This window comes from Streptococcus salivarius, from assembly GCF_000785515.1.
GTDB lineage: Bacteria > Bacillota > Bacilli > Lactobacillales > Streptococcaceae > Streptococcus > Streptococcus salivarius.
Map to the genome: position 1 here is coordinate 317,638 of NZ_CP009913.1, position 21,353 is coordinate 338,990.

Here is a 21,353-nt window from a genome sequence, read left to right on the forward strand (position 1 = left end):
AAAAGTTACTTTTTTTTCTTAAAATAGTGTTGACTTTTACACTAGAAGTGCTAAAATATATTCAAAGATTCGTTATTTTAAATCTAACCTGTCATGATTTAAGCTAATGAACGTCCACAACCATGTCGTCTGCTGAGCTTGACTCCGGGCGACATGGTATTTTTTATGTCTAGGAGAATTGAGATGTCACGTAATCATATTGTCTTGTTTGAACCTCGCATTCCGCAAAATACTGGGAATATCGCTCGTACCTGTGCAGCGACTAACAGCCCTCTTCATATCATTCGTCCTATGGGATTTCCAATTGATGACAAGAAGATGAAGCGTGCAGGCCTTGACTACTGGGATAAACTTGACATCACCTACTATGACAATTTGGCTGATTTTATGTCTAAAAATCAAGATGGCCGTTTGCATTTAGTCACGAAGTTTGCAGATAAGACTTATTCAGACGAGAATTATGCTGATGGCGGAGACCACTATTTTATGTTTGGTCGTGAAGATACGGGTCTGCCTGAAGATTTTATGCGTGAGCATCCTGAAAAAGCTATTCGTATTCCGATGAATGATGAACATGTGCGTAGTCTAAATGTGTCCAATACTGTTTGTATGATTGTTTATGAAGCACTTCGTCAGCAACAGTTTGCGGGGTTAGAGTTGAGCCATCGTTACCAGAATGATAAATTAAAATAGAGACTATTAATAGTCGTTGACTATCATTTGATTAGAAATCTATAAATCGAAAGCCTTGTCATCAAGGCTTTTTTGTGTTAATCTTAAAGGGTCTTCAGGGCAGGGTGAAATTCCCGACCGGCGGTGATTCTATGGATAAGTCCGCGAGCGCAAGCTGATGAGGTGCGATTCCTCAACCGACAGTACAGTCTGGATGGAAGAAGACCAGTCTTTTTGCGTAGTCTTTTTTGACATAGGCAAATACATTGGGAACTTCTTTCAAATTGTTAAAATTTGGAGGAATTTTTTTATGACAAACACACGTAAATTGGCTTATATTGCCATTTTATCCGCAGTTTCATTCTTATTGCTTTATTTTTCATTTCCATTGATTCCAGCAGCAGATTTTTTGAAGGTTGATTTTTCAATCCTTCCAGTTCTTATCGCCTTGGTTATCTTTGATTTTAAGAGTGCTATTGGCGTTCTCTTACTTCGTTCATTGTTGAAGCTCTTGCTAAACAATGGTGGTCCAGGATCAATGATTGGACTTCCTATGAATTTCGTTGCTCTAGGAGTCTTTGTTTGGGGCCTAAGCTATTTTTGGAAAAAGAATCAAACGAGTAAGAATTATATTCTTGGATCTGTTTTGGGTACTGTCTTGCTTACAGTTGCTATGGTAGCACTTAACTATATTTATGCAGTACCACTCTATGCCAAATTTGCCAACTTTGATATTGCGCAATTTATAGGTCTCTATAAATACCTTTTCGCTATGGTAGTACCTTTCAATTTACTTGAAGGATTAATTTTTGCAGTAGCCTTTGCTCTGATTTATGCTCCACTTAAGTCTATTCTAGTAAAATTATAAATATGAAACACAAACACACACATTATATTTATGCTTCTTTTGCCTTATTGTTATTTGTTGCTCTCGGTTACATGGTTAAGTTCTACCCTGAAGCCTTGACAGGATTTGATAGCAACATTCAAACTTGGGTTCGAGGAGACTTACCAGCAGGATTGACACGCTTTTTTAAAACGATTACCATACTTGGGAATACGCCCGTACAGGCTATTATTGCAATCGTAGCAGTAATCTGGCTTTATCTACGTCAGTATAAAGCAGAAGCTATCTTTGTAGGTGCCAGTGGGCTTCTCGCTAGTATCTTGATTGTAAGTTTGAAGTATATTTACCAGCGTCAACGCCCATCAATTACGCATTTAGTGCACGCTAGTGGTTATTCTTTCCCTAGTGGTCACTCTTTGGGAACTTTTATGATTCTTGGAGCAATTGCCATTGTTCTTGCTCAGCGTTTGGCGAAAAAAGAATCTAAAATAGCAGTTTATGGTATTACTGGGCTTCTGATTTTCCTTGTTGGACTTTCGCGTATTTATGTGGGTGTCCATTATCCAACAGATGTTTTAGCTGGCTTTACCTTAGCCTTTGGTTTGCTTAATGCTATCTATCCAACTTATGACCGCATTCGCTTTGAATGGCGATTCCACAGTAAACAGAAATAAAACAAACATGTAGTTTTTGAACTGCATGTTTTTTTGATGCAAAGGAAGGTTTTTCTTATATAAAATGTATAAAAATAGCTTTTTTTGACTATTATTCTGTTAAAATCATATTAACTGTATATTAATTATATTACAGTTGTGATATAATATTTTTAAATTTTTGAAATGAAGGAGAGTCTCTTGAACATAAAAGACAGCATTGGACTAAGAATCAAAACTGAGCGTGAACGTCAGCAGATGTCACGTGAAGTGCTATGTTTAGATGGTGCGGAATTGACTGTGCGTCAGTTAATTCGTATTGAAAAAGGGGAGTCACTCCCGTCTTTGGATAAATTATCTTATATTGCAAAACGTCTAGGAAAAAATATGTCTGATCTATTGGATCATGACAATATTACCATTCCTGACGAATATTATGAGATGAAGAATCGTTTGATTAAGTTTCCAACGTACAGAAATCCAGAAAGAATAAAGTCTAAACTTGCCTTAATTGAGGAAGTCTATGAGAAATTCTTTGAACTTCTTCCAGAAGAAGAGTTGTTAACTCTAGATATTTTGGAAAATATTTTGAGTTTTACTAATTGGGAGGAGAGCCCAAAGGTTGAAGAAATATATGAAGACTTGTTTGAACAAGTCAAAAGGAAGAAGAAATTCTCAACTAACGATTTATTAGTTATTGACTATTATTTCTTCCATCTCTATGGAAGAAAACAGTTTGACAAAAAACTTTTTGAAAGGATTGTAAAGAGAGTATTAAATCAGGAAATTTGGACAGACGATGTCTATAATATTGTTTTATTTAATGATTTGATGGCTATCGCTGCTTTGAAGATTTTTCACAATTCCTTTTCAGACTTCTTAACAGTTGTGGATAAAGCATTAGCCGTTATAGAAAAATCACAATTCTATAGCTATAAACCTAGTGTTTTTGTTCTCAAAGCTAAATATGAACTTCTGCATAAGGGAAATAAGAAAAAGGCTGCAGAGAATTACGATAAGGCCATAATGTTTGCTTCCGTTTTAGAAGACTCGGTTTTAGAAGAAAGTATAAAAGCAGGGAAAGCGGCAGATGGTTTATAGAAATGGTGGTGACATAAATGTCACTACTTTTTTAATGGTTAAATGTTTACTATAGAAACATAAATAACAGTTAAAAGGAGTTTTATTTTGAAAAAGCTAAATTTATTTACACTATTCTCACTACTTATCACTATCTTGCCTTATTTCACAGGTTGTCTTTAATAAGGAGTCACCATGTCAAAATATCCATATATTTCACAGGTTGATCAGCGTGATTGTGGTGTCGCTGCCTTGTCCATGATTCTTAAACACTATGGTTCGTCTTATAGTTTGGCCTATTTGCGGGAGTTGGCTCAGACCTCTCGGGAAGGAACTTCTGCGCTTGGTTTGGTTGAAGCGGCCAAGCAGTTGGGTCTTGAAACTCAGGCCATTCGTGCGGATTTAGACTTGTTTAAACAAGAAAGCCTATCTTATCCTTTTATTGCACATGTGGTTAAAGAAGGTGGACTGCAACATTATTATACGGTGTTTGGTCAAATCAAAGGGAAGCTTGTTATTGGTGATCCAGATCCTAGCAAGAAGGTCATTAAAATGCCCTTAGAGGAGTTTGCCAAAGAGTGGACGGGAGTTGCTCTCTTTTTTGTTCCAGGAGAAACCTACACTAAATACAAAGAAGATGTGCCTGGGCTTCTTTCATTTTTACCAATTTTGTTTCGTCGTAAGGGATTGATTGCAGTCATTGTCTTACTGAGTTTTCTAGTGACCCTTGTTAATATTATTGGTTCTTATTATTTGCAATCTATTATTGACCGCTTGATTCCTCAGGAGGCCTACACTCTTCTGACAATGATTTCGCTAGGCCTATGTATCTCTTATCTAGCTCAACAAGTATTTACTTTTTTCAAAGATTATCTTCTACATCGATTGGGGAATTACTTGTCCATTGCTGTCATTCTTCCTTATATTAAGCATGTCCTTTCCCTACCGATTAGTTTCTTTAGTTCACGTCGTACTGGTGAAATCACATCACGTTTTGGAGATGCCAACACTATTATCGATGCTCTAGCTTCAACGATTTTATCAATTTTCCTAGATGTGACCATTGTGATGACTCTAGCTGTGGCCCTTATTTTACAAAATCAGTCACTTTTTGTGATGACACTCACGGTAGTTCCTCTTTATGTGTTAATCATTTTGGCATTCTATAAGCTTTTTGAAAAGGAAAATTATCAATTGATGGAGGCAAATAGTCAGGTCAATACCGCTGTTATTGATGATTTGCGAGGCATTGAAACCTTAAAATCCTTGAGAGTTGAAGAGAGACGGTATCAGGAAATTGAGGTGAAATTCCATGACTATTTGAAGAAGTCTTTGTCTAAGGCTAAGTGGCAATTAACGCAGGATGGTTTAAAGACAGGGGTTCAGTTAGTTTCCAATGTCTTTATCCTCTGGTATGGGGCACAATTGGCCATGGAAGGACAGCTATCTGCAGGTCAGTTGATTACCTATAATATGTTGCTGAATTATTTTACAACTCCTTTAATTAATATTATCAATCTCCAATCAAAAATTCAGCAAGCCAAAGTAGCCAATAATCGTCTTCAAGAAGTTTATGTTGTGGACAAGGAAGAAAAAGGAAAACTTAAAGAGTTATCCTTTAAACAACTTGCTCTTAAGGGTGTCAGTCACCGTTTTAGTTATCAGCAAGAGACGCTTAGTAAGATTGATTTAACGATTCATAAGGGTGAGAAAATTGCCCTCATGGGTAAAAGTGGATCTGGGAAAACGACCTTAGCGAAAATGTTGTCGGGTTATTACACAAAATCTAGTGGTCATGTAACCCTAGATAAAGATGCTATTGGCCATGCGGAGCTGCGTCAAATGGTGACTTACGTTCCCCAGCAGACCTATGTGTTTACTGGAACCATTTTAGAAAATCTGCTGTTAGGATTTGAAGGAGAAGTTGACGAGAAAGAACTTCTTAAGGTTTGCCAACAAGCTGATATCTTAGAGGATATTCAAAAAATGCCACTAGGTTTTCAGACCCAAGTATCTGAGGATGGTGGTCTATCTGGTGGTCAAAAACAACGCTTGGCGATAGCGAGGGCCCTCTTGTCGAAGCAGCCTATCTTGATTTTTGACGAAGCTACCAGTGGTCTCGATAGTGATACTGAAAGCAGGGTCATGGCTAATCTTACTAAGATTAAACGAACAATGATTTTTATTGCTCACCGTCATAGTGTCCGTCAACATGTCAGTCGTGTGGTGACCATGGTGAGTGGCCAGATTGAGTCGGACAGTCCTAATTTCAATCCATTCCAGTTTATTTAAAATAATCTTCCTATTATATATGTAGAATTATATATGTAGAAAACTTAAGTAGTCTAAATATTCACATCTTGCACCTATCTCCTTAATATAGTATACTGGTAGCATACTATTAAGAGGTGTAAACATGTTAGAGGCATATAAAAATTTTTGGTTAGGCTATATTGATTTTTATGGTCGTACAAAACGATCAGACTATTGGTGGGTTGTCTTGATTAATGGAGTTATTGGTACTTTAATTTTCCTACTGATGGACTTCCTTGGAGAAACAAAGGCTGCTGGCTTTACATTAACAGCTTTCATTTTATTTATAGCAGCAACGGCGCTTCCTACCATTTCTATGCAGATTCGTCGTCTACGTGATGCCAATTTCAATGTTGCTTGGATTGTATTAAAAGCGACACCACTACTGGTAGTGCTTTGGGTGATGTATGCCTTTCCTACAAGAGATTCAAAATAACTCCAATATAAAAAGAGTGAAGCTAGTTAATCTAGTTCCACTCTTTTTTTTCTTATAAAATAAAGCTACCTAAGAGGTTAACGAGGGTAAAGCTGATAGTTGCATAAAATATAGCGAGACGAGTTGCCTGAATAGGTTTATAGAGTCGAATAAGTGTTAGGACACACCAAATAAAGAGTACTGTGACAAACCAACCTGACAATAAGCGACGTGGCGTCACACCATAGAGTGCCATATAAACGCCAAAGAGTTTCCAGCCAGCGATAAGGGCAAAGAGGCTAGCAAAAGCAAAGAGTAGGGTACTTAAGAAACGAAGCCCCTTGTGGGTGAAGAAGTTTTCTTTAGAAAAAATGTAAAGTCCAGCTAGGATTCCTAAGTTGAGGGTAGAAACTCGAACCAATTGCCAGAAGCCTTGAACCGCAATATGTGAGGCTTGATGGGCTGGAATGTTGGCTTGGTTGAGAGAAAGGAGTTCTCCCATTTGACTAGTGGCAGTTAATATGAATAGGGCATAAGTGAAGCAGAGGCTTCCGAGTACGATATAAGCTGCTACTTTTGGGAACTGACGGGTCGCTTTAAGATGGCCTTCAAATCGTTTTTGACTGAGTGGCTTTTCTTTTGCCAAATAGGTTGCAGCGAGTTGAGCAAAAAGTCCTAGAGCCAGAGGGATACTGCTTATTAAACGAGAGAACAATAATCCGTTGTCCTTGAAGGTGAGGGTGAAATCAAGTAGAGAAGTTAGTGTCTGGAAGAACTGTCGCCAAAGTTGTCCGAAAGCAGGTAAGACCTGACTAAGCTGACTAGCAGCGAATACAGTTAGTACCAAGGCAATCATGATACTAATGAGAATCATCCATTTGTGGTTCTTGATTACGTGTTTTTCTTCTTCGGAGAGTTCTTGTTTAGGTGCTGTTTTATATAGGAGTGTCCAGGCTCCGATAAAGAAATATTTTAGCGGGAAGATGCAGCTGGTGTATATGAGGTCTAGCCAAACCATAATTCCTAAACGATCTTGACTACTTTGTCCAGTGCGTGCCATTAAGTAAAGGAGGATACTTGCATGAAGGCAAAGAATCTGAGCGCTGCCCCAGTTGTCGTGCAGACCCCAGAGACTAATTTGCAAGCCTTGGAGGAGACTAGTGACCATAAATATTCCCGATTCAAGTCGCATTCCCTTTGCTTTTCCACCTAATAGGCGACAGCCTAGCTCAATCGTACTGATCAAGACAAGGGTTGCTGGAAAGGCAAAGGAAAAATGGGTCAAGTAAGTGACATACAGGAAGCAGGACACAAGACAGGCGACAATCAGTCCCTTAATTTTCCAAATGTCTTTTGTTGAAAAATGTTCCAAGAATTTCTTGGTTTTGGTTTGAAGACTAGTCTTTTCGTTGGAATATTCCTGGGAGACTAGCTGTAAATCAGTAGTGTAGTTATTTGTTTCCATCATAATTCTCCTTTTGGATTTTTGTCCAAAAAAGACTTTATCATAAAAAACGTTTGACTTTGTTACCCAACTGTAAAATTACTAAAAATAGGTCTATGGACTTAGGTCTGGAGAATGAGTTGGAAAAATAGGCGAGAAAAAATATAATACTCACATTGAATGATAGATTGTACGGGCTATATTGTCAGAAACAGTCAAATACTAAAGAAAGCTTTTTATAGATTAACGGTTTGTGTCCATTCTTAGATATTGGAAATGACTTTTTCTTTGTCAAACAATTGAAATTTTGAGGTGATAGTATTTTCTTATCACCTTGATTATGTTTAAGTATTAGTTAAGCTTAGTGAATTCTGTTACAATAAAAACAATCAATCTCAAAGGAGAGTATTATGAAACTTAAAAAAATTCTTGGAATCACAGGTGTAGCCATTGCTTCAGTAGCTTTGCTTGCTGCATGTTCATCTAAATCATCAAAAGAAGCCTCTAAATCTTCAGGTGCTAAAGAAACAATTAACTTTGCCACAGTTGGGACAACAGCACCGTTCTCATATGAAGAAAACGGTGAATTGACTGGTTACGATGTGGAAGTGGCTAAAGCAGTCTTCAAGGACTCTGACAAATATGAAGTGAAATTCCAAAAAACAGAATGGTCTTCAGTCTTCACAGGTCTTGACTCAGCTAAATACCAAATGGCTGGGAACAATATCTCTTATTCAGAAGAACGTGACCAAAAATACCTCTTCTCATATCCAATTGGGACCACACCAGCTGTTTTGACTGTTCCAAAAGATAGTAATATTAAGAAATATGATGATATTGCTGGACACTCAACGCAGGTTGTTCAAGGAACATCGACAGCGACACAATTAACTGAATTTAACGATAAACATTCAGACAAGCCAGTTGAACTTAACTACACAAATGAAAATATTACACAAATGTTGACAAGTTTGAATGAAGGCAAGTACGACTTCAAGATCTTTGATGCACCAACTGTTAATGCAATCATCAAAAACAATAAATTGAGCAACTTGAAGACTATTGAGCTTAAATCTGATCAACAACCATACATCTACTTCTTGTTCGCAGATAACCAAAAAGACCTTCAAAAATTTGTAAACAAACGTTTGGAAGAACTCCAAAAAGATGGTACTTTGGCTAAATTGGCTGAAAAATTCCTTGGAAATAAAGATTATATTCCAACTAAAGACGCTTTGAAAGTTCCAAGCAAAAAATAAGAAAGGAGCTGGGAATGATTCTCAGCTTTTTTATATAATTAAAATCTAGGACAGGTTATAGCTAATAGCTATAGAGATATACAATTATAAACAATTTGATACAATTCTTATCCTATGGGATAATAATTTTATACTTAAAACAATTAAAGGGAGTTCGTTATGAAACTAAAAAAAATTCTCGGAATTACAGGATTGGCAGTCGCTTCAACAGTCGCTTTGGCTGCTTGTGGTGCTGGTGGTAATAAATCAGCTAAAGATGATAAAACTTTGACAGTTGGTATCATGACTTTGGATGATACAACTGAGCCATTGTGGGATAAAGTCAAAGAATTGGCTAAAGACAAGGGTGTTACTATCGAGTTGAAAGAGTTTACAGACTACAACCAACCAAATGAAGCCCTTAAAAACGGTGAAATCGATGTTAATGCTTTCCAACACATTTATTTCTTGAACAACTGGAACAAAGAAAATAAAGGTGATGTTGTTGCGGCAGCTGACACACTTCTTAGCCCAATCCACCTTTTCTCAGGTACTGAAAACGGAAAAGCTAAGTATAAAGATGTTAAAGAGCTTCCAGAAGGAGCTACAATCTCAGTACCTAACGATGGTACAAACGAAAGCCGTGCTTTGACACTTCTTCAAACAGCTGGTTTGATTAAGTTGGATGTTAAAGATGGTGAATTGGCAACTATCAAGAACATTTCTGAGAATCCAAAGAAATTGGATATCAAAGAAATCTCAGCTGAACAAGCTGCCCAAACTCTCTCATCAGTAGATGCAGCGGTTGTTAATAACTCATACGCACAACAACAAAACGTTAACTATGATACAACTCTCTTCCAAGAAGAACCAAGTCAAGATTTGAAAGATTGGGTTAACATCATTGCAGCTAATAAAGATTGGGAAAAATCAAATAAAGCTGATGCTATCAAGACTTTGATTAAAGCCTACCAAAACGATGAAGTAGCACAAATCATCTATGATGCATCTAACAAGGTTGACCTTCCAGCATGGAAAGGTGCCCCAACACAAGATCAATTGAAAGCTAATTCAAAGAAATAAGCTAAGGACAGAGGGCGTGTGAGAGCACGCCATTTTGTCGTGTATGAAGGAGACGATTTGATGGCATTTTCAAGTGAAGAAGAGCAGTTACGAAAATTTCGTAACGATGAAATTGCTCAGCACTATTTTGAAGTTTTGCGGACTTTGATTTCTAAAAAATCTATTTTTGCTCAAAATATTGGTCTCTATGATGTGGCTGCTTACCTTGGTGAGATTTTCTCTGGTGTTGGCGCAGAGGTGACAATTGACGAGACCTATACGGCACCTTTTGTCTTGGCAAAATTTAAGAGTCCAAATCCAGATGCGAAAACAATTATTTTCTACCAACACTATGATACGGTTCCTGCGGATAATGATCAGCCATGGACAGATGAGCCTTTCCGTCTGACAGTTCGTAAGGGCTACATGTATGGTCGTGGTGTTGATGATGATAAGGGGCATATTACAGCTCGTCTGACAGCCCTTCGGAAATATATTCGAGAGGTTGGCGACCTTCCTGTAAATATTACGTTTATGATGGAGGGCGCTGAAGAATCTGCATCAACCGACCTTGAAAAGTATTTGGAAAAATACCGAGATGACCTGCTTCCAGCAGACCTATTGGTTTGGGAGCAAGGAAATCGAAATAGCAAAGGTCAATTGGAAATCACAGGGGGCAACAAGGGAATTATTACCTTTGACTTGTCTGTCGAGAGTGCTGATGTTGATATTCATTCTAAATTTGGTGCCGTGATTGAATCGGCTTCATGGTACTTGCTCAATGCTATCTCAAGCATGAGAGATGATCAGGGACGTATCCTTATTGACGGCATTTATGAAAAGATTGTCCAACCAAACGAACGAGAGATGGATCTTATCGAAACTTATGCCATTGAAAATGCAGATAGTCTTCGTAAGATTTACGGCTTAAAACTACCCATTTTAGAAAGTGACCGCCGAGCTTTCTTAAAAACTTACTATTTTGAACCTGCCCTATCCATTGAAGGCATTTCAACAGGTTATCAGGGGCAAGGGGTTAAGACTATCTTACCAGCTCAAGCAAGAGCTAAGATGGAAATGCGTTTGGTCCCTGGCTTGACGCCTGAGTACGTTTTGGAGTGTATCAAGGCACACCTCAAAAAAGAAGGATTTGACCGTATCAAGGTAACCTTCACTCTTGGTGAAGAAAGTTATCGAAGTGATATGTCTGATCCAGCTATTGTCAATGTTATTGAGTTAGCAAAAGGCTTTTATGAAGAAGGCGTTGCTGTGCTTCCAACGGCAGCAGGTACAGGGCCTATGCATATGATTCATCAGGCTTTGGGTGTACCAATGGCAGCCTTTGGCATAGGGAATGCTAATAGTCGTGACCATGGTGGGGATGAAAATGTTAGCTTAGCAGATTACTACACCCACATTGAACTAATTAAGGAGTTAATTGCAAGTTATGAGTAATGTCATTATTGATTTGAAAAATATTGATATCACCTTTACGCAGAAACGCCGCACTATTCAAGCGGTTAAGGATGTGTCTATCCAGATTGAAAAAGGTGATATTTACGGAATTGTTGGTTATTCAGGGGCTGGTAAATCTACCCTTGTGCGTGCGATCAATCTTTTGCAAGTGCCTACCGCTGGTAAAATCACTATCGGTAAAGATGTGACTTTTGCAGATGGTAAGGTCCAATTGTCGACAAAAGAATTGCGTCAGAAACGTCAAACGATTGGGATGATTTTCCAACACTTTAACCTTATGGCTCAAAAGACGGCTTATGAAAATGTAGCCTTTGCTCTTCGTCATTCTAAACTAAGCAATGAAGAGAAAGACAAAAAAATTCGTGGTCTTTTGGAATTGGTTGATTTGGCTGATCGTGCGGAAAACTATCCTGCACAATTGTCAGGTGGTCAAAAACAACGTGTAGCGATTGCGCGTGCCTTGGCTAATGATCCTGAAATCTTGATTTCAGATGAGTCTACATCAGCCCTTGACCCTAAAACAACTAAGCAAATTCTTTCACTTTTGCAGGATTTGAATAAAAAACTTGGTTTGACAGTGGTTATGATCACCCACGAAATGCAAATTGTTAAAGATATTTGTAACCGTGTTGCCGTTATGCAAAATGGTCAACTTTTGGAAGAGGGCAGTGTTCTTGATATCTTCTCAAATCCTCAAGAAGATTTGACACAAGAATTTATTGAAACTGCAGCAGGGATTGAAGATGCCTTGGCTAAGATTAATGCACAACCTTTGGTGAAAAACTTACCAAGCTCAGCCCTTCTCGTTCAACTTAAATATGCTGGTTCTTCAACAGATGAGCCACTCTTGACCGAACTTTTCAAAGAGTACGGAGTTTCAAGTAACATCCTTTATGGTAACGTTGAGATTCTAGGTGATACTCCTGTTGGTGAATTGGTCGTTGTCTTGGATGGTGAAGCGGATCAGGTTCTTGCTGCTCAAAAAGCGATTGAAAATGCAGGTGTCAGCTTGCAAGTACTTAAGAAAGGAGCCCAATAATGGCAGATTGGATTCAACAAAACTTTCCAGATATTTATCGTATCGGTATGCAGGGGGTTAATTCTTGGCCAGACGCCATCTATGCGACTCTCTACATGACGGTTATTTCCTTCATCATTGGGGGACTTCTTGGTCTTGTTATGGGGCTCTTCTTGGTATTGACAGGTCCTCGTGGCGTTATTGAAAATAAATTTGTTTTCCAAATCTTGGATAAAATCACTTCAATCTTCCGTGCCATTCCTTTCATCATCCTCTTGGCGATTTTGAAAGGCTTCACTTACTTTATCGTGGGGACTAACCTTGGTATGACAGCTGCCTTGGTTCCATTGTCAGCTGCAACCTTCCCATTCTTTGCACGTCAAGTACAGGTGGTACTTGCAGATCTTGACCGAGGCGTTATTGAAGCAGCACAAGCTAGTGGTGCAACACTTTGGGATACGATTAAGGTTTACCTTAGTGAAGGGCTACCTGAGTTGGTTCGTGTATCAACCGTAACTCTGATTTCCCTAGTCGGTGAAACTGCCATGGCCGGTGCTATCGGTGCAGGTGGTCTAGGTTACATCGCCATCTACTATGGATATAACCGTTCAAGTACATCAGTTACCATTTTGGCAACTTTCTTGATTTTGATTTTGATTTTCCTTATCCAATTCTTGGGTGATTTCTTGACTCGTAAATTGAGTCATAAATAGGATTTGAGAGCCTGTTTGCTACAGGCTTTTCTCATGTCTTGACGATTTCAGATATTTATCATAGTATGGAAGCTATCGAATGCTTTATGGTTGACTAACCATAAAAAAGGAGTTAATGAGTTATGAAACGTTTTATTTCAACTTGGAATAGAACCAGTCTAATTAAGCGCATTGCCATTGGTGTGGTAGTGGGTGCTGTGCTTGGTTTGCTTGTTCCTAAGTTTACGGTTATTGGTCTCTTAGGAGACATGTTTGTTGGTGGTTTGAAGGCAATTGCCCCACTTTTGGTCTTTGCCTTGGTTGCCAATGCCCTTTCCCAAACGCGAGAAGGTCAACAAAGCAACATGAAGACAGTTATTGTTCTTTATCTCTTTGGGACCTTTGCGGCTGCTTTGACGGCAGTTATTTCTCACTATATTTTTCCAATTTCTCTGAAGTTGGGAGCAGCTGCAGCGACTAAAGCGACAGCACCTCAAGGTGTGGGAGAAGTCTTTAAAGATTTATTGCTTAAGATGGTGGATAACCCTGTCAATGCCTTGGCTCAAGCTAACTATATTGGTGTTTTGGTATGGGCAGTTGTCTTTGGTTTTGCCATGCGAGCAGCTAGCAATCACACGAAGGATTTGCTTAATACCTTGGCAGAAGTGACTTCACAAATCGTTCGTTGGATTATCAACTTGGCCCCATTTGGTATCCTTGGTCTTGTCTTTAATACTATTTCTGAGAATGGTGTTGGTGTTTTGGCAGATTATGGGGTCCTAATCCTTGTTTTAGTGGGAACAATGGCCTTTGTTGCCTTGGTTGTTAATCCAATCATTGCTTTTGTGATGATGGGCAAAAATCCTTTCCCACTAGTTTTCCGTTGTTTGAAAGACTCTGGGATTACAGCCTTCTTTACTCGCTCGTCAGCAGCCAATATTCCAGTTAACCTTCAACTTTGTAAGGATCTTGGTTTGAATCCTGATACCTATTCAGTTTCTATCCCTTTGGGGTCAACTATTAATATGGCTGGAGCAGCCGTGACAATCAATATCCTAACGCTTGCTGCAGTAACGACTTTGGGAATTCAGGTCGATTTTGCGACAGCACTCATTCTTAGTGTGGTTTCAGCTATTTCTGCTTGTGGTGCCTCGGGTATTGCTGGAGGCTCCCTCCTATTAGTGCCAGTAGCATGTAGCCTCTTTGGTATCTCAAATGATTTGGCCATGCAGGTTGTCGGTGTCGGCTTTATCGTAGGTGTCATTCAAGACTCTTGTGAAACAGCCCTTAACTCTTCAACGGACGTTCTCTTTACAGCAGTAGCAGAAAAGAGCCGTTGGAAGAAAGTATAGCTAATTATATAAGGTCGGCCTATTTGGCTGGCTTTTTGATTTTAGAGAAAACATAGTCAAAGACTATAGCTAGCTCAAGAATCTATCATATTTAAAAAGCCCATAAAATATGGTAAAATAAACCGTTCAAAGAGAAAAGGTTAAACATTTATGACTAATAATTTATTGGTGCTTCAATCAGATTTTGGTTTGGTTGACGGTGCCGTTTCGGCCATGATTGGTGTGGCCCTTCAAGAAGAACCTAGTTTGGGAGTTCATCACCTGACACATGATATTACTCCCTACAACACTTTTGAGGCTTCCTATCGTCTGTTTCAGACCGTTGAATACTGGCCTGAGGGGACAACCTTTGTTTCGGTAGTTGATCCGGGTGTAGGTTCCTCACGTAAAAGTGTGGTTGCCTTAACAAAGACGGGGCAATATATCGTCACACCAGATAACGGGACACTTTCTTATATCAAGAAGGTTGTTGGAATCGAGGCTGTTCGTGAGATTTCCGAGGTTGAGAATCGTCGTAGTAATACAGAGCTTTCTTATACCTTCCATGGTCGTGATGTTTATGCCTATACAGGTGCCAAATTAGCTTCTGGTCATATCAGTTTTGAAGAAGTTGGTCCTGAGTTACCTGTGGACAAAATTCTAGAACTTCCAGTGGTTGAAACCATCATAGAGGATAATTTGGTTCGTGGGGCGATTGACATTTTGGACATTCGTTTCGGCTCTCTGTGGACCTCTATCACACGTGATGACTTTTACGCGTTGGAACCAAACTTTGGTGATCGATTTGAAGTGACCATTTTTAACAATGATATGTTGGTTTATCAAAATCAGGTTACCTATGGAAAATCATTTGCGGATGTTCGTATTGGTCAACCAATTATTTATATCAATTCCCTCTATCGTGTCGGTTTAGCCATTAACCAAGGGTCTTTTGCCAAGGCATATAATATTGGTGTAGGCTCTAACTGGCACATTGAAATTAAACGTTTAGGAGATTAAAGTAAGATTATGAAGAATAATTCAATTCGTACAGTAGTTGCGACAGGTATTGGTGCAGCACTCTTTATTATCATTGGTATGTTTGTTAATATTCCTATTTTTGGGAACACTAGCATCCAACTTCAGTATGCTGTTCAAGCACTATTCTCAGTTGTTTTTGGGCCTATTACAGGTTTCTTTATGGGCTTTATTGGGCATGCGCTTAAAGATGGCATTCAATACGGAAATATCTCATGGGCTTGGGTACTTGCAAGTGCTATTACAGGTCTTGTGATTGGTCTATTTAGTAAAAAATATGACGTCACAACTGGCAAGTTCTCTTTGATGAGCATGATTTGGTTTAACCTAGCGCAAGCATTGGCTCTTCTTATTGCCTATGGTATCGTTACCCCTATTGGTGACAGACTCCAATTTGCACAAGCTTGGTCATACCTTTATGCACAAAGTTTTGTAGCTGGCGTAGCTAACTTTATTACGATTGCGATTGGGGGTACCCTCCTTCTTGCTATCTATGCTAGCTCACGTACACAATCTGGTAGTCTTACCAAAGACTAGTATAAGTTATAGGAGAGTGGGATTGTCAGCTTATTGTGATATCTCCTCTCTTTTTTAGTAGAAACATGGATAAATACATTAGTTTTAATCAGTTTACATTTCAATATGATGCGCAAGCAGAAGCGACCCTTAAAGATATCAGCTTTGATATTGCTAAGGGCGAGAAAGTCCTTATCTTAGGGCCTTCTGGTAGCGGAAAATCGACCCTGGCCCAGTGTCTCAATGGTATCATACCTAATATTCATGGGGGCAAGGCACAGGGGCAGGTAAGGATAGATGGTCAGGATATTTTTAAGCAATCTATCTATGATAAGTCACAGTTGGTATCGACGGTATTGCAGGATCCAGATGGTCAGTTTATTGGCCTAACAGTAGCCGAGGATTTGGCTTTTGCCTTGGAGAATGATTGTGCTGATCAAAGTGAGATGAAAGATAAGGTAGCCCTTTGGGCTGAGCGTCTAGACTTGACCTCCCTTTTGAATCACCGCCCTCAAGATTTATCAGGTGGCCAAAAGCAACGAGTCAGTTTGGCTGGTGTCTTGATTGATGAGAGTCCTATTCTTTTATTTGATGAGCCTCTGGCAAATTTAGATCCTAAATCAGGACAGGAAACCATTGATCTCATTGATAAGATCCACAAGGAGGTGGGAGCTACGACGATTATTATTGAACATCGCCTAGAAGATGTTCTTTATCGTCCCGTTGACCGCATTTTACTGGTCAATGAAGGAGAGCTCCTCTTTAATGGTAGCCCAGATGAGCTTTTATCGAGCAAACTCTTGCTAGAAAATGGGATTCGCGAACCTCTATATGTGACGGTTTTACGTCAGTTGGGATTTGACACAAGGCGTGCACAAAATCTTAGTCAATTGGATGCTTTAGACTTATCTGACCTTGCTCTGCCAGACAGAATTTTGAAGGATAAAAGAGACAGTTTGAGTGACTCTATTTTGAAGGTTGAGGGGCTTAGTGTTTCCTATGGAGATAATCCAGCAATCATAGAGGATCTGTCCTTTAGCTTGAAAAAGGGTGAGCGACTAGCGATTGTCGGTAAAAATGGGGCTGGGAAGTCGACGCTTGCCAAGGCTCTATGCGGTTTTGTCCCTAGTCAAGGGAAATTAACTTACAAGGGTCAGGATATTAGTCAGGATAGCATTGCCGAGCGTTCAGAACGTATAGGCTTTGTTTTGCAAAACCCAAATCAGATGATTAGCCAAACTATGATTTTTGATGAGGTGGCTCTTGGTTTGCGTTTGCGAGGGATTGAAGAGGCTGAGGTTGAAGAGCGTGTTCATGAGGTCTTGAAGACTTGTGGTCTCTATAGTTTTCGTAACTGGCCCATTTCTGCGCTTTCCTTTGGTCAGAAAAAGCGCGTGACCATTGCATCTATCTTGGTTTTGAAACCTGAAATCATTATCTTGGATGAGCCAACAGCTGGTCAAGATTACAAGACTTACACAGATATCATGAATTTCTTGGACAGTCTTCAGAAGCAAGGTCATACGATTGTGATGATTACCCATGACATGCAGCTCATGTTGGAATATAGCGACCGTTGTCTCGTTGTGGTTGAGGGGAAAGTCATTGCAGACGACAAGCCTGTTACAATTCTTAATCAGAAGGATTTACTAGAGTCAGCTAATCTCAAGCAGACCTCTCTTTATACTTTGGGTCAGAAATTGTCAAGTGATCCAGTAGAAGTAACCCAGTATTATATTGAAAAAGGAGGCCCTAATGTCTAATCGTTTAATTGGTTATCAGTCAGGTCAAGGTTTCCTCTATGATTTGTCTGGGGCAAGTAAGATGCTTTTCTTTATCTTGGTTTCAGTTGCCTGTATGGCAACCTATGATCCACGCTTTATCCTAGCAGTAGGCTTACTTTCCATTTATCTCTTTTATTTGGCTAAGATTCGTTGGCGAGATATTTCTTTTGTTGTTAAGATTATTGGATCCATTGCCCTCTTTAATTTACTTATGGTCTACCTTTTCGCACCTGGTTATGGTGAAGAAATTTACGGGGCAAAGACAGTTCTTATTGAAGGCTGGGGGCGTTTCTATCTAACCAGTCAGGAGCTTTTTTACCTTGCAAATCTATTGCTTAAGTATTTTTCAACGGTTCCTCTTGCCATCCTATTTCTCATGACTACCCATCCAAGTCAGTTTGCGGCTAGTCTTAATCAGATTGGGATTCCTTATAAATTTGCCTATTCCGTTAGTTTAACCTTGCGTTATATTCCAGATGTCCAAGAAGAATTCTTTACGATTCGTAAGGCTCAGGAGGCTCGTGGTTTGGATTTGTCGCAAAAGGCGGGATTGGTCAAACGCATTCGCGGGAATCTCCAAATTGTTCTTCCTCTAATTTTTTCATCCCTCGAACGAATTGATACCATATCGACAGCCATGGAGCTACGTCGATTTGGTCGCTATAAAAAACGTACCTGGTATGTGCATAAATCTTTGATGAAACAAGATTACCTTGTCATCGTGTCAGCTATTCTTTTATTGGGAATTAGTATAGGATTAATCTTCCTAAATCATGGTCGTTTTTACAATCCATGGGGATGATATTCTTGGCTTTTAGTAAAAGTATGCTATTAAGCACAACTAAAAACGTTCCAGTCTTGTCCATATGAACGAGATTGGAACGTTTTTGTTATTTCAAATATCCTAAATAATCAAATTTTTCTAGTGTTCGATTGTCAGCGACAACTAGGATGATTCCTTCATCAGGTAGTTTCTTACTTGGGTCAAAGTGAGTGTTTAACTTGCCACTTTTCTCATCTCTAAAACCAATAACATTGACGTTATAATTTTGTCTTAGATTTAAAGTATGCAAGGACTTTCCAGCCCATTCACTAGGAATTTTAAGTTCAATTAAAGCTACGTCGTCCTCTAAATGAAAAACATTTGATATGTTATAGCGGAGGATATTTGAAGCCAATTCTTTAGCTGTGCTACGTTCAGGGGTGATGACCCAGTTAGCACCCATTCCGTAAAGGACTTCCTCATAATTGTTATTCGTAGCTTTGGCAATAATATTCTTAATACCAAGTTTTTTGCACTGCAAGAGCGCTAGCGCAGACGATTCTAGGTGTTCTCCAGTTGCAATAATGACTGAGTCGCAAGTATCGATACCAGCAGAACGTAGAAATTCAATGTCAGTAATGTCCCCAACAGCAGCCTTAGTCACCTGATCAGCAAGGGAATCAATTGTTGTAGCATTATTATCTAAGGCAATAACATCTTGTCCAAAAGAGGAGAGTTCGGTTGCAATGGTTTGTCCAAAGATTCCCAAACCGAGGACCCCAATAATTTGTGTTTTCATATAAAATCCTTTCAGAATGTTGTCAATGAATAAAATTGTTTAGCCAACTGAAATATCAGTTGGGGCATAAGAGACATGCTTTTCTTTTTTGGTCATCAAGCTCAAGAGAACAGTGATAGGTCCAACACGGCCAATGAACATCAGAGACATGATAACGAGTCGTCCTAGAGTATTTAGATTAGGGGTCAAATCCATTGAAACACCAACGGTAGCAATGGCTGACACACTCTCAAAAAGTAGGCCTAGGGGCGATAGTGTGGGATTAGTCTCCAGCAAAATAACATAGCCGACAAAGAGCATTGTTAGGAAAAAGAGGATGACTGTGAATGCTTGCAAAACAGTCTTATTAGATATAATACGATTTCGAAAAACAACGCTCGAGTTACCAGATAGCTCTGACTTAAAAAGCAGGAACATGATAGTGGCAGTTGTCACCTTGATACCGCCCGCAGTTCCTCCAGGACCACCCCCAATAATCATTTGAATCATAAAAAGAAGATTTGTGGAGAAATCGACATTGGTATAGGAAATAGTTGCAAAGCCAGCGGTACGCATGGTTACAGTCTGAAAGAAACTTACCAGAAGTTGTTGCCAGACATTGAGAGTACCGATTGTCTTAGAGTTATCCATTTCCAGTAACCAAGCAAGTAGTGTTCCTCCTAAGAGGAGACAGCCTGTACTTATAAGAACAAGACGGCTTTGATTGCTGAAAGGTCTACAAGCTAATTTCCAGTTCCTAGGACGATCTGTCATATAGCGTCTTAATAGTTGAATCAAATCAATCCAAACTGCAAATCCCAAACTTCCAGACATAATGAGAAAAGCTACAGCAAGGTTAATGGTTGGATTGGTTGCATAATCCTGTAAACTGTTAGAACCCAAGTTGTCAAATCCAGCATTACAAAAGGCAGAGACAGCTAGAAAGAGACTATTAAAAATGCCGTGACCAAGTCCAAAACGAGGAATGAAATCAGTCATAATTACAAGTGCTGCCAAAGCTTCAATAGAAAATGTAATTTTATAGACCTTAAAAAGATAAGCTTTCAAATCTTTTTGGTTGTCCCTGCTAAGTGCGGATTGAAGGAGATCTTGATCACTCAGTCCTAATTTATTTTTCAGGGTATAGGTGCTAAAGGCTATAAGAGAGACGAGCCCAAGTCCTCCCGTCTGCATGAGAAGCATAGAGAAAATTTGACCGAGACCATTGTAAGCCTTACTGACCGGGACAACAGAAAGTCCAGTTACACAGACCATTGACACAGTATTGAAGAGATGGTCTAGGTAGCTTGTTTCTGGACTGTTAGCATAGTGGCTTATGGGAAGGCTAAGTAAAATACTCCCCACTATAATGACAAAGACAAAGCTGAGCACAAGCTTTTGCGTGACAGAAAGACGATTTATCAATGAAAACCTCCGAGTTATCATAAGAATAAATAATAATCCAAGGAGCAAGAAACATCCTTGGATAAACGTTATAACGGCTTCTTGTTAGGCATCCCAGCACGACGTGGGTACTTATTTGGGGTTTCTTTTTTCTTATCGACAATGGTGATATTACGTCCATCCCCATTTGGCAGTTTATAGTTCTCGTTGAGAACAGGCTTGGCAAAAAGCAAGTTCAAGGCATTTTTAGCATCGGCTAGCTCTTCGTCAGCTGCTGTAGCTTTAAGTGCAATAAGTTGTCCACCCACCTTTAAGAAAGGAATGGTCAATTCTGAGAGAACCTGCATGCGTGCAACAGCACGGGCAGTTACAATATCAAACTGAGCACGGAAGGCCTTGTCTTGTCCAAAATCTTCTGCCCGTCCATGATAGAAGTGAACACCGCTGAGCTCAAGTTCATCGGCCAAGAGATTAAGGAAATTGATGCGTTTATTAAGAGAGTCAATGATAGTCACATCAAGTTCAGGACAAAGGATTTTCATAGGGAGACTTGGAAATCCAGCTCCAGCTCCGATATCGAGAAGTCGAATAGTCTGATTTTTAATATGTCCTTGGAGAACAGGAGCTAGGGAATCGTAGAAATGTTTGAGGTAGACCTCGTCTCTTTCTGTGATTGCAGTAAGATTGATCTTTTCGTTCCATTCTACCAAGAGCTCAAAGTAGCGTTGGAATTGGTCTTTTTGTTTTTGGCTGAGATCGAACCCTAGTTCTTTCAAAGCCTTGTAAAAATCTTCAGGTGTCATTTTATATTCCTTTTATCTAGTTTCAA

20 protein-coding genes and 1 riboswitch are annotated in these 21,353 nt (G+C 39.3%); of the genes, 16 read left to right on the forward strand and 4 right to left on the reverse strand.

Features of this window, described 5'->3' with window-relative positions; genetic code table 11:
- Positions 1–183: 183 nt before the first annotated feature.
- The 6 genes from SSAL8618_RS01655 to SSAL8618_RS01680 all read left to right on the forward strand — a co-directional run bounded on the left by SSAL8618_RS01655 (position 184) and on the right by SSAL8618_RS01680 (position 6,001).
- Complete coding sequence (locus tag SSAL8618_RS01655) at positions 184–693, forward strand: tRNA (cytidine(34)-2'-O)-methyltransferase (protein WP_002883735.1); 510 nt, start codon at positions 184–186, stop codon at positions 691–693.
- Between the two features lie 86 nt (positions 694–779).
- Positions 780–902, forward strand: a riboswitch (FMN riboswitch).
- A gap of 80 nt (positions 903–982) precedes the next feature.
- Entirely contained in the window at positions 983–1,540 is a 558-nt protein-coding gene (locus SSAL8618_RS01660; protein WP_022496034.1) for an ECF transporter S component, read from the forward strand.
- Positions 1,541–1,542: 2 nt separating this feature from the next.
- Positions 1,543–2,193 carry a phosphatase PAP2 family protein gene (locus SSAL8618_RS01665; RefSeq protein ID WP_038675279.1) on the forward strand — a complete coding sequence of 217 codons (651 nt, stop codon included), beginning with the start codon at positions 1,543–1,545 and terminating at the stop codon, positions 2,191–2,193.
- A 180-nt stretch (positions 2,194–2,373) separates the two neighbouring features.
- Positions 2,374–3,273: a helix-turn-helix transcriptional regulator gene (locus SSAL8618_RS01670; protein ID WP_038675281.1), complete on the forward strand. Its 900-nt coding sequence runs from the start codon at positions 2,374–2,376 to the stop codon at positions 3,271–3,273.
- Positions 3,274–3,447: 174 nt separating this feature from the next.
- Positions 3,448–5,544, forward strand: coding sequence for a peptide cleavage/export ABC transporter (locus SSAL8618_RS01675; RefSeq protein WP_038675283.1), 2,097 nt, complete (start codon positions 3,448–3,450; stop codon positions 5,542–5,544).
- Between the two features lie 124 nt (positions 5,545–5,668).
- The gene (locus tag SSAL8618_RS01680; RefSeq protein ID WP_014633880.1) at positions 5,669–6,001 is read left to right on the forward strand and encodes a DUF805 domain-containing protein; all 333 of its coding nucleotides are present in this window, start codon (positions 5,669–5,671) and stop codon (positions 5,999–6,001) included.
- A 52-nt stretch (positions 6,002–6,053) separates the two neighbouring features.
- On the opposite strand, the gene SSAL8618_RS01685 is transcribed toward SSAL8618_RS01680, so the two are convergent.
- Complete coding sequence (locus SSAL8618_RS01685) at positions 6,054–7,445, reverse strand: DUF4153 domain-containing protein (protein ID WP_038675284.1); 1,392 nt, start codon at positions 7,443–7,445, stop codon at positions 6,054–6,056.
- A gap of 389 nt (positions 7,446–7,834) precedes the next feature.
- Here SSAL8618_RS01685 and SSAL8618_RS01690 point away from each other — a divergent pair, with 389 nt between their 5' ends.
- The 10 genes from SSAL8618_RS01690 (at position 7,835) to SSAL8618_RS01735 (ending at position 18,381) form a co-directional block, all read left to right on the forward strand.
- A complete protein-coding gene (locus tag SSAL8618_RS01690) occupies positions 7,835–8,683 on the forward strand; it encodes an amino acid ABC transporter substrate-binding protein (RefSeq protein ID WP_014633606.1) in 849 nt (282 codons plus the stop codon).
- A gap of 159 nt (positions 8,684–8,842) precedes the next feature.
- Positions 8,843–9,745, forward strand: coding sequence for a MetQ/NlpA family ABC transporter substrate-binding protein (locus SSAL8618_RS01695; protein ID WP_014633605.1), 903 nt, complete (start codon positions 8,843–8,845; stop codon positions 9,743–9,745).
- Positions 9,746–9,805: 60 nt separating this feature from the next.
- Entirely contained in the window at positions 9,806–11,179 is a 1,374-nt protein-coding gene (locus SSAL8618_RS01700; RefSeq protein WP_002883790.1) for a M20/M25/M40 family metallo-hydrolase, read from the forward strand.
- Positions 11,172–12,239 (forward strand): methionine ABC transporter ATP-binding protein, encoded by a 1,068-nt coding sequence (locus tag SSAL8618_RS01705; RefSeq protein ID WP_013990051.1) that lies wholly within the window; start codon positions 11,172–11,174, stop codon positions 12,237–12,239. Before SSAL8618_RS01700 ends, SSAL8618_RS01705 begins: the two co-directional genes overlap by 8 nt.
- A complete protein-coding gene (locus tag SSAL8618_RS01710) occupies positions 12,239–12,931 on the forward strand; it encodes a methionine ABC transporter permease (RefSeq protein ID WP_013990052.1) in 693 nt (230 codons plus the stop codon). The genes SSAL8618_RS01705 and SSAL8618_RS01710 overlap by 1 nt, the downstream gene beginning before the upstream one ends.
- A 122-nt stretch (positions 12,932–13,053) precedes the next feature.
- The gene (sstT, locus tag SSAL8618_RS01715) at positions 13,054–14,262 is read left to right on the forward strand and encodes a serine/threonine transporter SstT (protein ID WP_038675287.1); all 1,209 of its coding nucleotides are present in this window, start codon (positions 13,054–13,056) and stop codon (positions 14,260–14,262) included.
- A 150-nt stretch (positions 14,263–14,412) separates the two neighbouring features.
- A complete protein-coding gene (locus SSAL8618_RS01720) occupies positions 14,413–15,261 on the forward strand; it encodes an SAM hydrolase/SAM-dependent halogenase family protein (RefSeq protein WP_038675289.1) in 849 nt (282 codons plus the stop codon).
- A gap of 9 nt (positions 15,262–15,270) precedes the next feature.
- Positions 15,271–15,816, forward strand: a complete 546-nt coding sequence (locus SSAL8618_RS01725) for an ECF-type riboflavin transporter substrate-binding protein (protein ID WP_038675290.1) — start codon at positions 15,271–15,273, stop codon at positions 15,814–15,816.
- Between the two features lie 65 nt (positions 15,817–15,881).
- Positions 15,882–17,558 (forward strand): ABC transporter ATP-binding protein, encoded by a 1,677-nt coding sequence (locus tag SSAL8618_RS01730; RefSeq protein WP_038675292.1) that lies wholly within the window; start codon positions 15,882–15,884, stop codon positions 17,556–17,558.
- Positions 17,551–18,381 carry an energy-coupling factor transporter transmembrane component T family protein gene (locus SSAL8618_RS01735; RefSeq protein ID WP_002886584.1) on the forward strand — a complete coding sequence of 277 codons (831 nt, stop codon included), beginning with the start codon at positions 17,551–17,553 and terminating at the stop codon, positions 18,379–18,381. The genes SSAL8618_RS01730 and SSAL8618_RS01735 overlap by 8 nt, the downstream gene beginning before the upstream one ends.
- Positions 18,382–18,469: 88 nt before the next feature.
- On the opposite strand, the gene SSAL8618_RS01740 is transcribed toward SSAL8618_RS01735, so the two are convergent.
- The 3 genes from SSAL8618_RS01740 to rsmG form a co-directional block, all read right to left on the reverse strand.
- A complete protein-coding gene (locus SSAL8618_RS01740) occupies positions 18,470–19,141 on the reverse strand; it encodes a potassium channel family protein (protein ID WP_014633599.1) in 672 nt (223 codons plus the stop codon).
- 39 nt (positions 19,142–19,180) lie between these two features.
- Positions 19,181–20,545, reverse strand: a complete 1,365-nt coding sequence (locus tag SSAL8618_RS01745; protein WP_080730925.1) for a TrkH family potassium uptake protein — start codon at positions 20,543–20,545, stop codon at positions 19,181–19,183.
- Positions 20,546–20,613: 68 nt separating this feature from the next.
- Positions 20,614–21,327: a 16S rRNA (guanine(527)-N(7))-methyltransferase RsmG gene (gene rsmG / locus SSAL8618_RS01750; protein WP_038675301.1), complete on the reverse strand. Its 714-nt coding sequence runs from the start codon at positions 21,325–21,327 to the stop codon at positions 20,614–20,616.
- Positions 21,328–21,353: the final 26 nt, after the last annotated feature.

Coding starts and splice junctions, on each gene's coding strand:
- SSAL8618_RS01655 (WP_002883735.1), top strand. CDS start 184: ATGTCACGTAATCATATTGTCTTGTTTGAACCTCGCATTCCGCAAAAT.
- SSAL8618_RS01660 (WP_022496034.1), top strand. CDS start 983: ATGACAAACACACGTAAATTGGCTTATATTGCCATTTTATCCGCAGTT.
- SSAL8618_RS01665 (WP_038675279.1), top strand. CDS start 1,543: ATGAAACACAAACACACACATTATATTTATGCTTCTTTTGCCTTATTG.
- SSAL8618_RS01675 (WP_038675283.1), top strand. CDS start 3,448: ATGTCAAAATATCCATATATTTCACAGGTTGATCAGCGTGATTGTGGT.
- SSAL8618_RS01680 (WP_014633880.1), top strand. CDS start 5,669: ATGTTAGAGGCATATAAAAATTTTTGGTTAGGCTATATTGATTTTTAT.
- SSAL8618_RS01685 (WP_038675284.1), bottom strand. CDS start 7,445: ATGGAAACAAATAACTACACTACTGATTTACAGCTAGTCTCCCAGGAA.
- SSAL8618_RS01690 (WP_014633606.1), top strand. CDS start 7,835: ATGAAACTTAAAAAAATTCTTGGAATCACAGGTGTAGCCATTGCTTCA.
- SSAL8618_RS01695 (WP_014633605.1), top strand. CDS start 8,843: ATGAAACTAAAAAAAATTCTCGGAATTACAGGATTGGCAGTCGCTTCA.
- SSAL8618_RS01700 (WP_002883790.1), top strand. CDS start 9,806: ATGGCATTTTCAAGTGAAGAAGAGCAGTTACGAAAATTTCGTAACGAT.
- SSAL8618_RS01705 (WP_013990051.1), top strand. CDS start 11,172: ATGAGTAATGTCATTATTGATTTGAAAAATATTGATATCACCTTTACG.
- SSAL8618_RS01710 (WP_013990052.1), top strand. CDS start 12,239: ATGGCAGATTGGATTCAACAAAACTTTCCAGATATTTATCGTATCGGT.
- sstT (WP_038675287.1), top strand. CDS start 13,054: ATGAAACGTTTTATTTCAACTTGGAATAGAACCAGTCTAATTAAGCGC.
- SSAL8618_RS01720 (WP_038675289.1), top strand. CDS start 14,413: ATGACTAATAATTTATTGGTGCTTCAATCAGATTTTGGTTTGGTTGAC.
- SSAL8618_RS01725 (WP_038675290.1), top strand. CDS start 15,271: ATGAAGAATAATTCAATTCGTACAGTAGTTGCGACAGGTATTGGTGCA.
- SSAL8618_RS01730 (WP_038675292.1), top strand. CDS start 15,882: ATGGATAAATACATTAGTTTTAATCAGTTTACATTTCAATATGATGCG.
- SSAL8618_RS01735 (WP_002886584.1), top strand. CDS start 17,551: ATGTCTAATCGTTTAATTGGTTATCAGTCAGGTCAAGGTTTCCTCTAT.
- SSAL8618_RS01740 (WP_014633599.1), bottom strand. CDS start 19,141: ATGAAAACACAAATTATTGGGGTCCTCGGTTTGGGAATCTTTGGACAA.
- rsmG (WP_038675301.1), bottom strand. CDS start 21,327: ATGACACCTGAAGATTTTTACAAGGCTTTGAAAGAACTAGGGTTCGAT.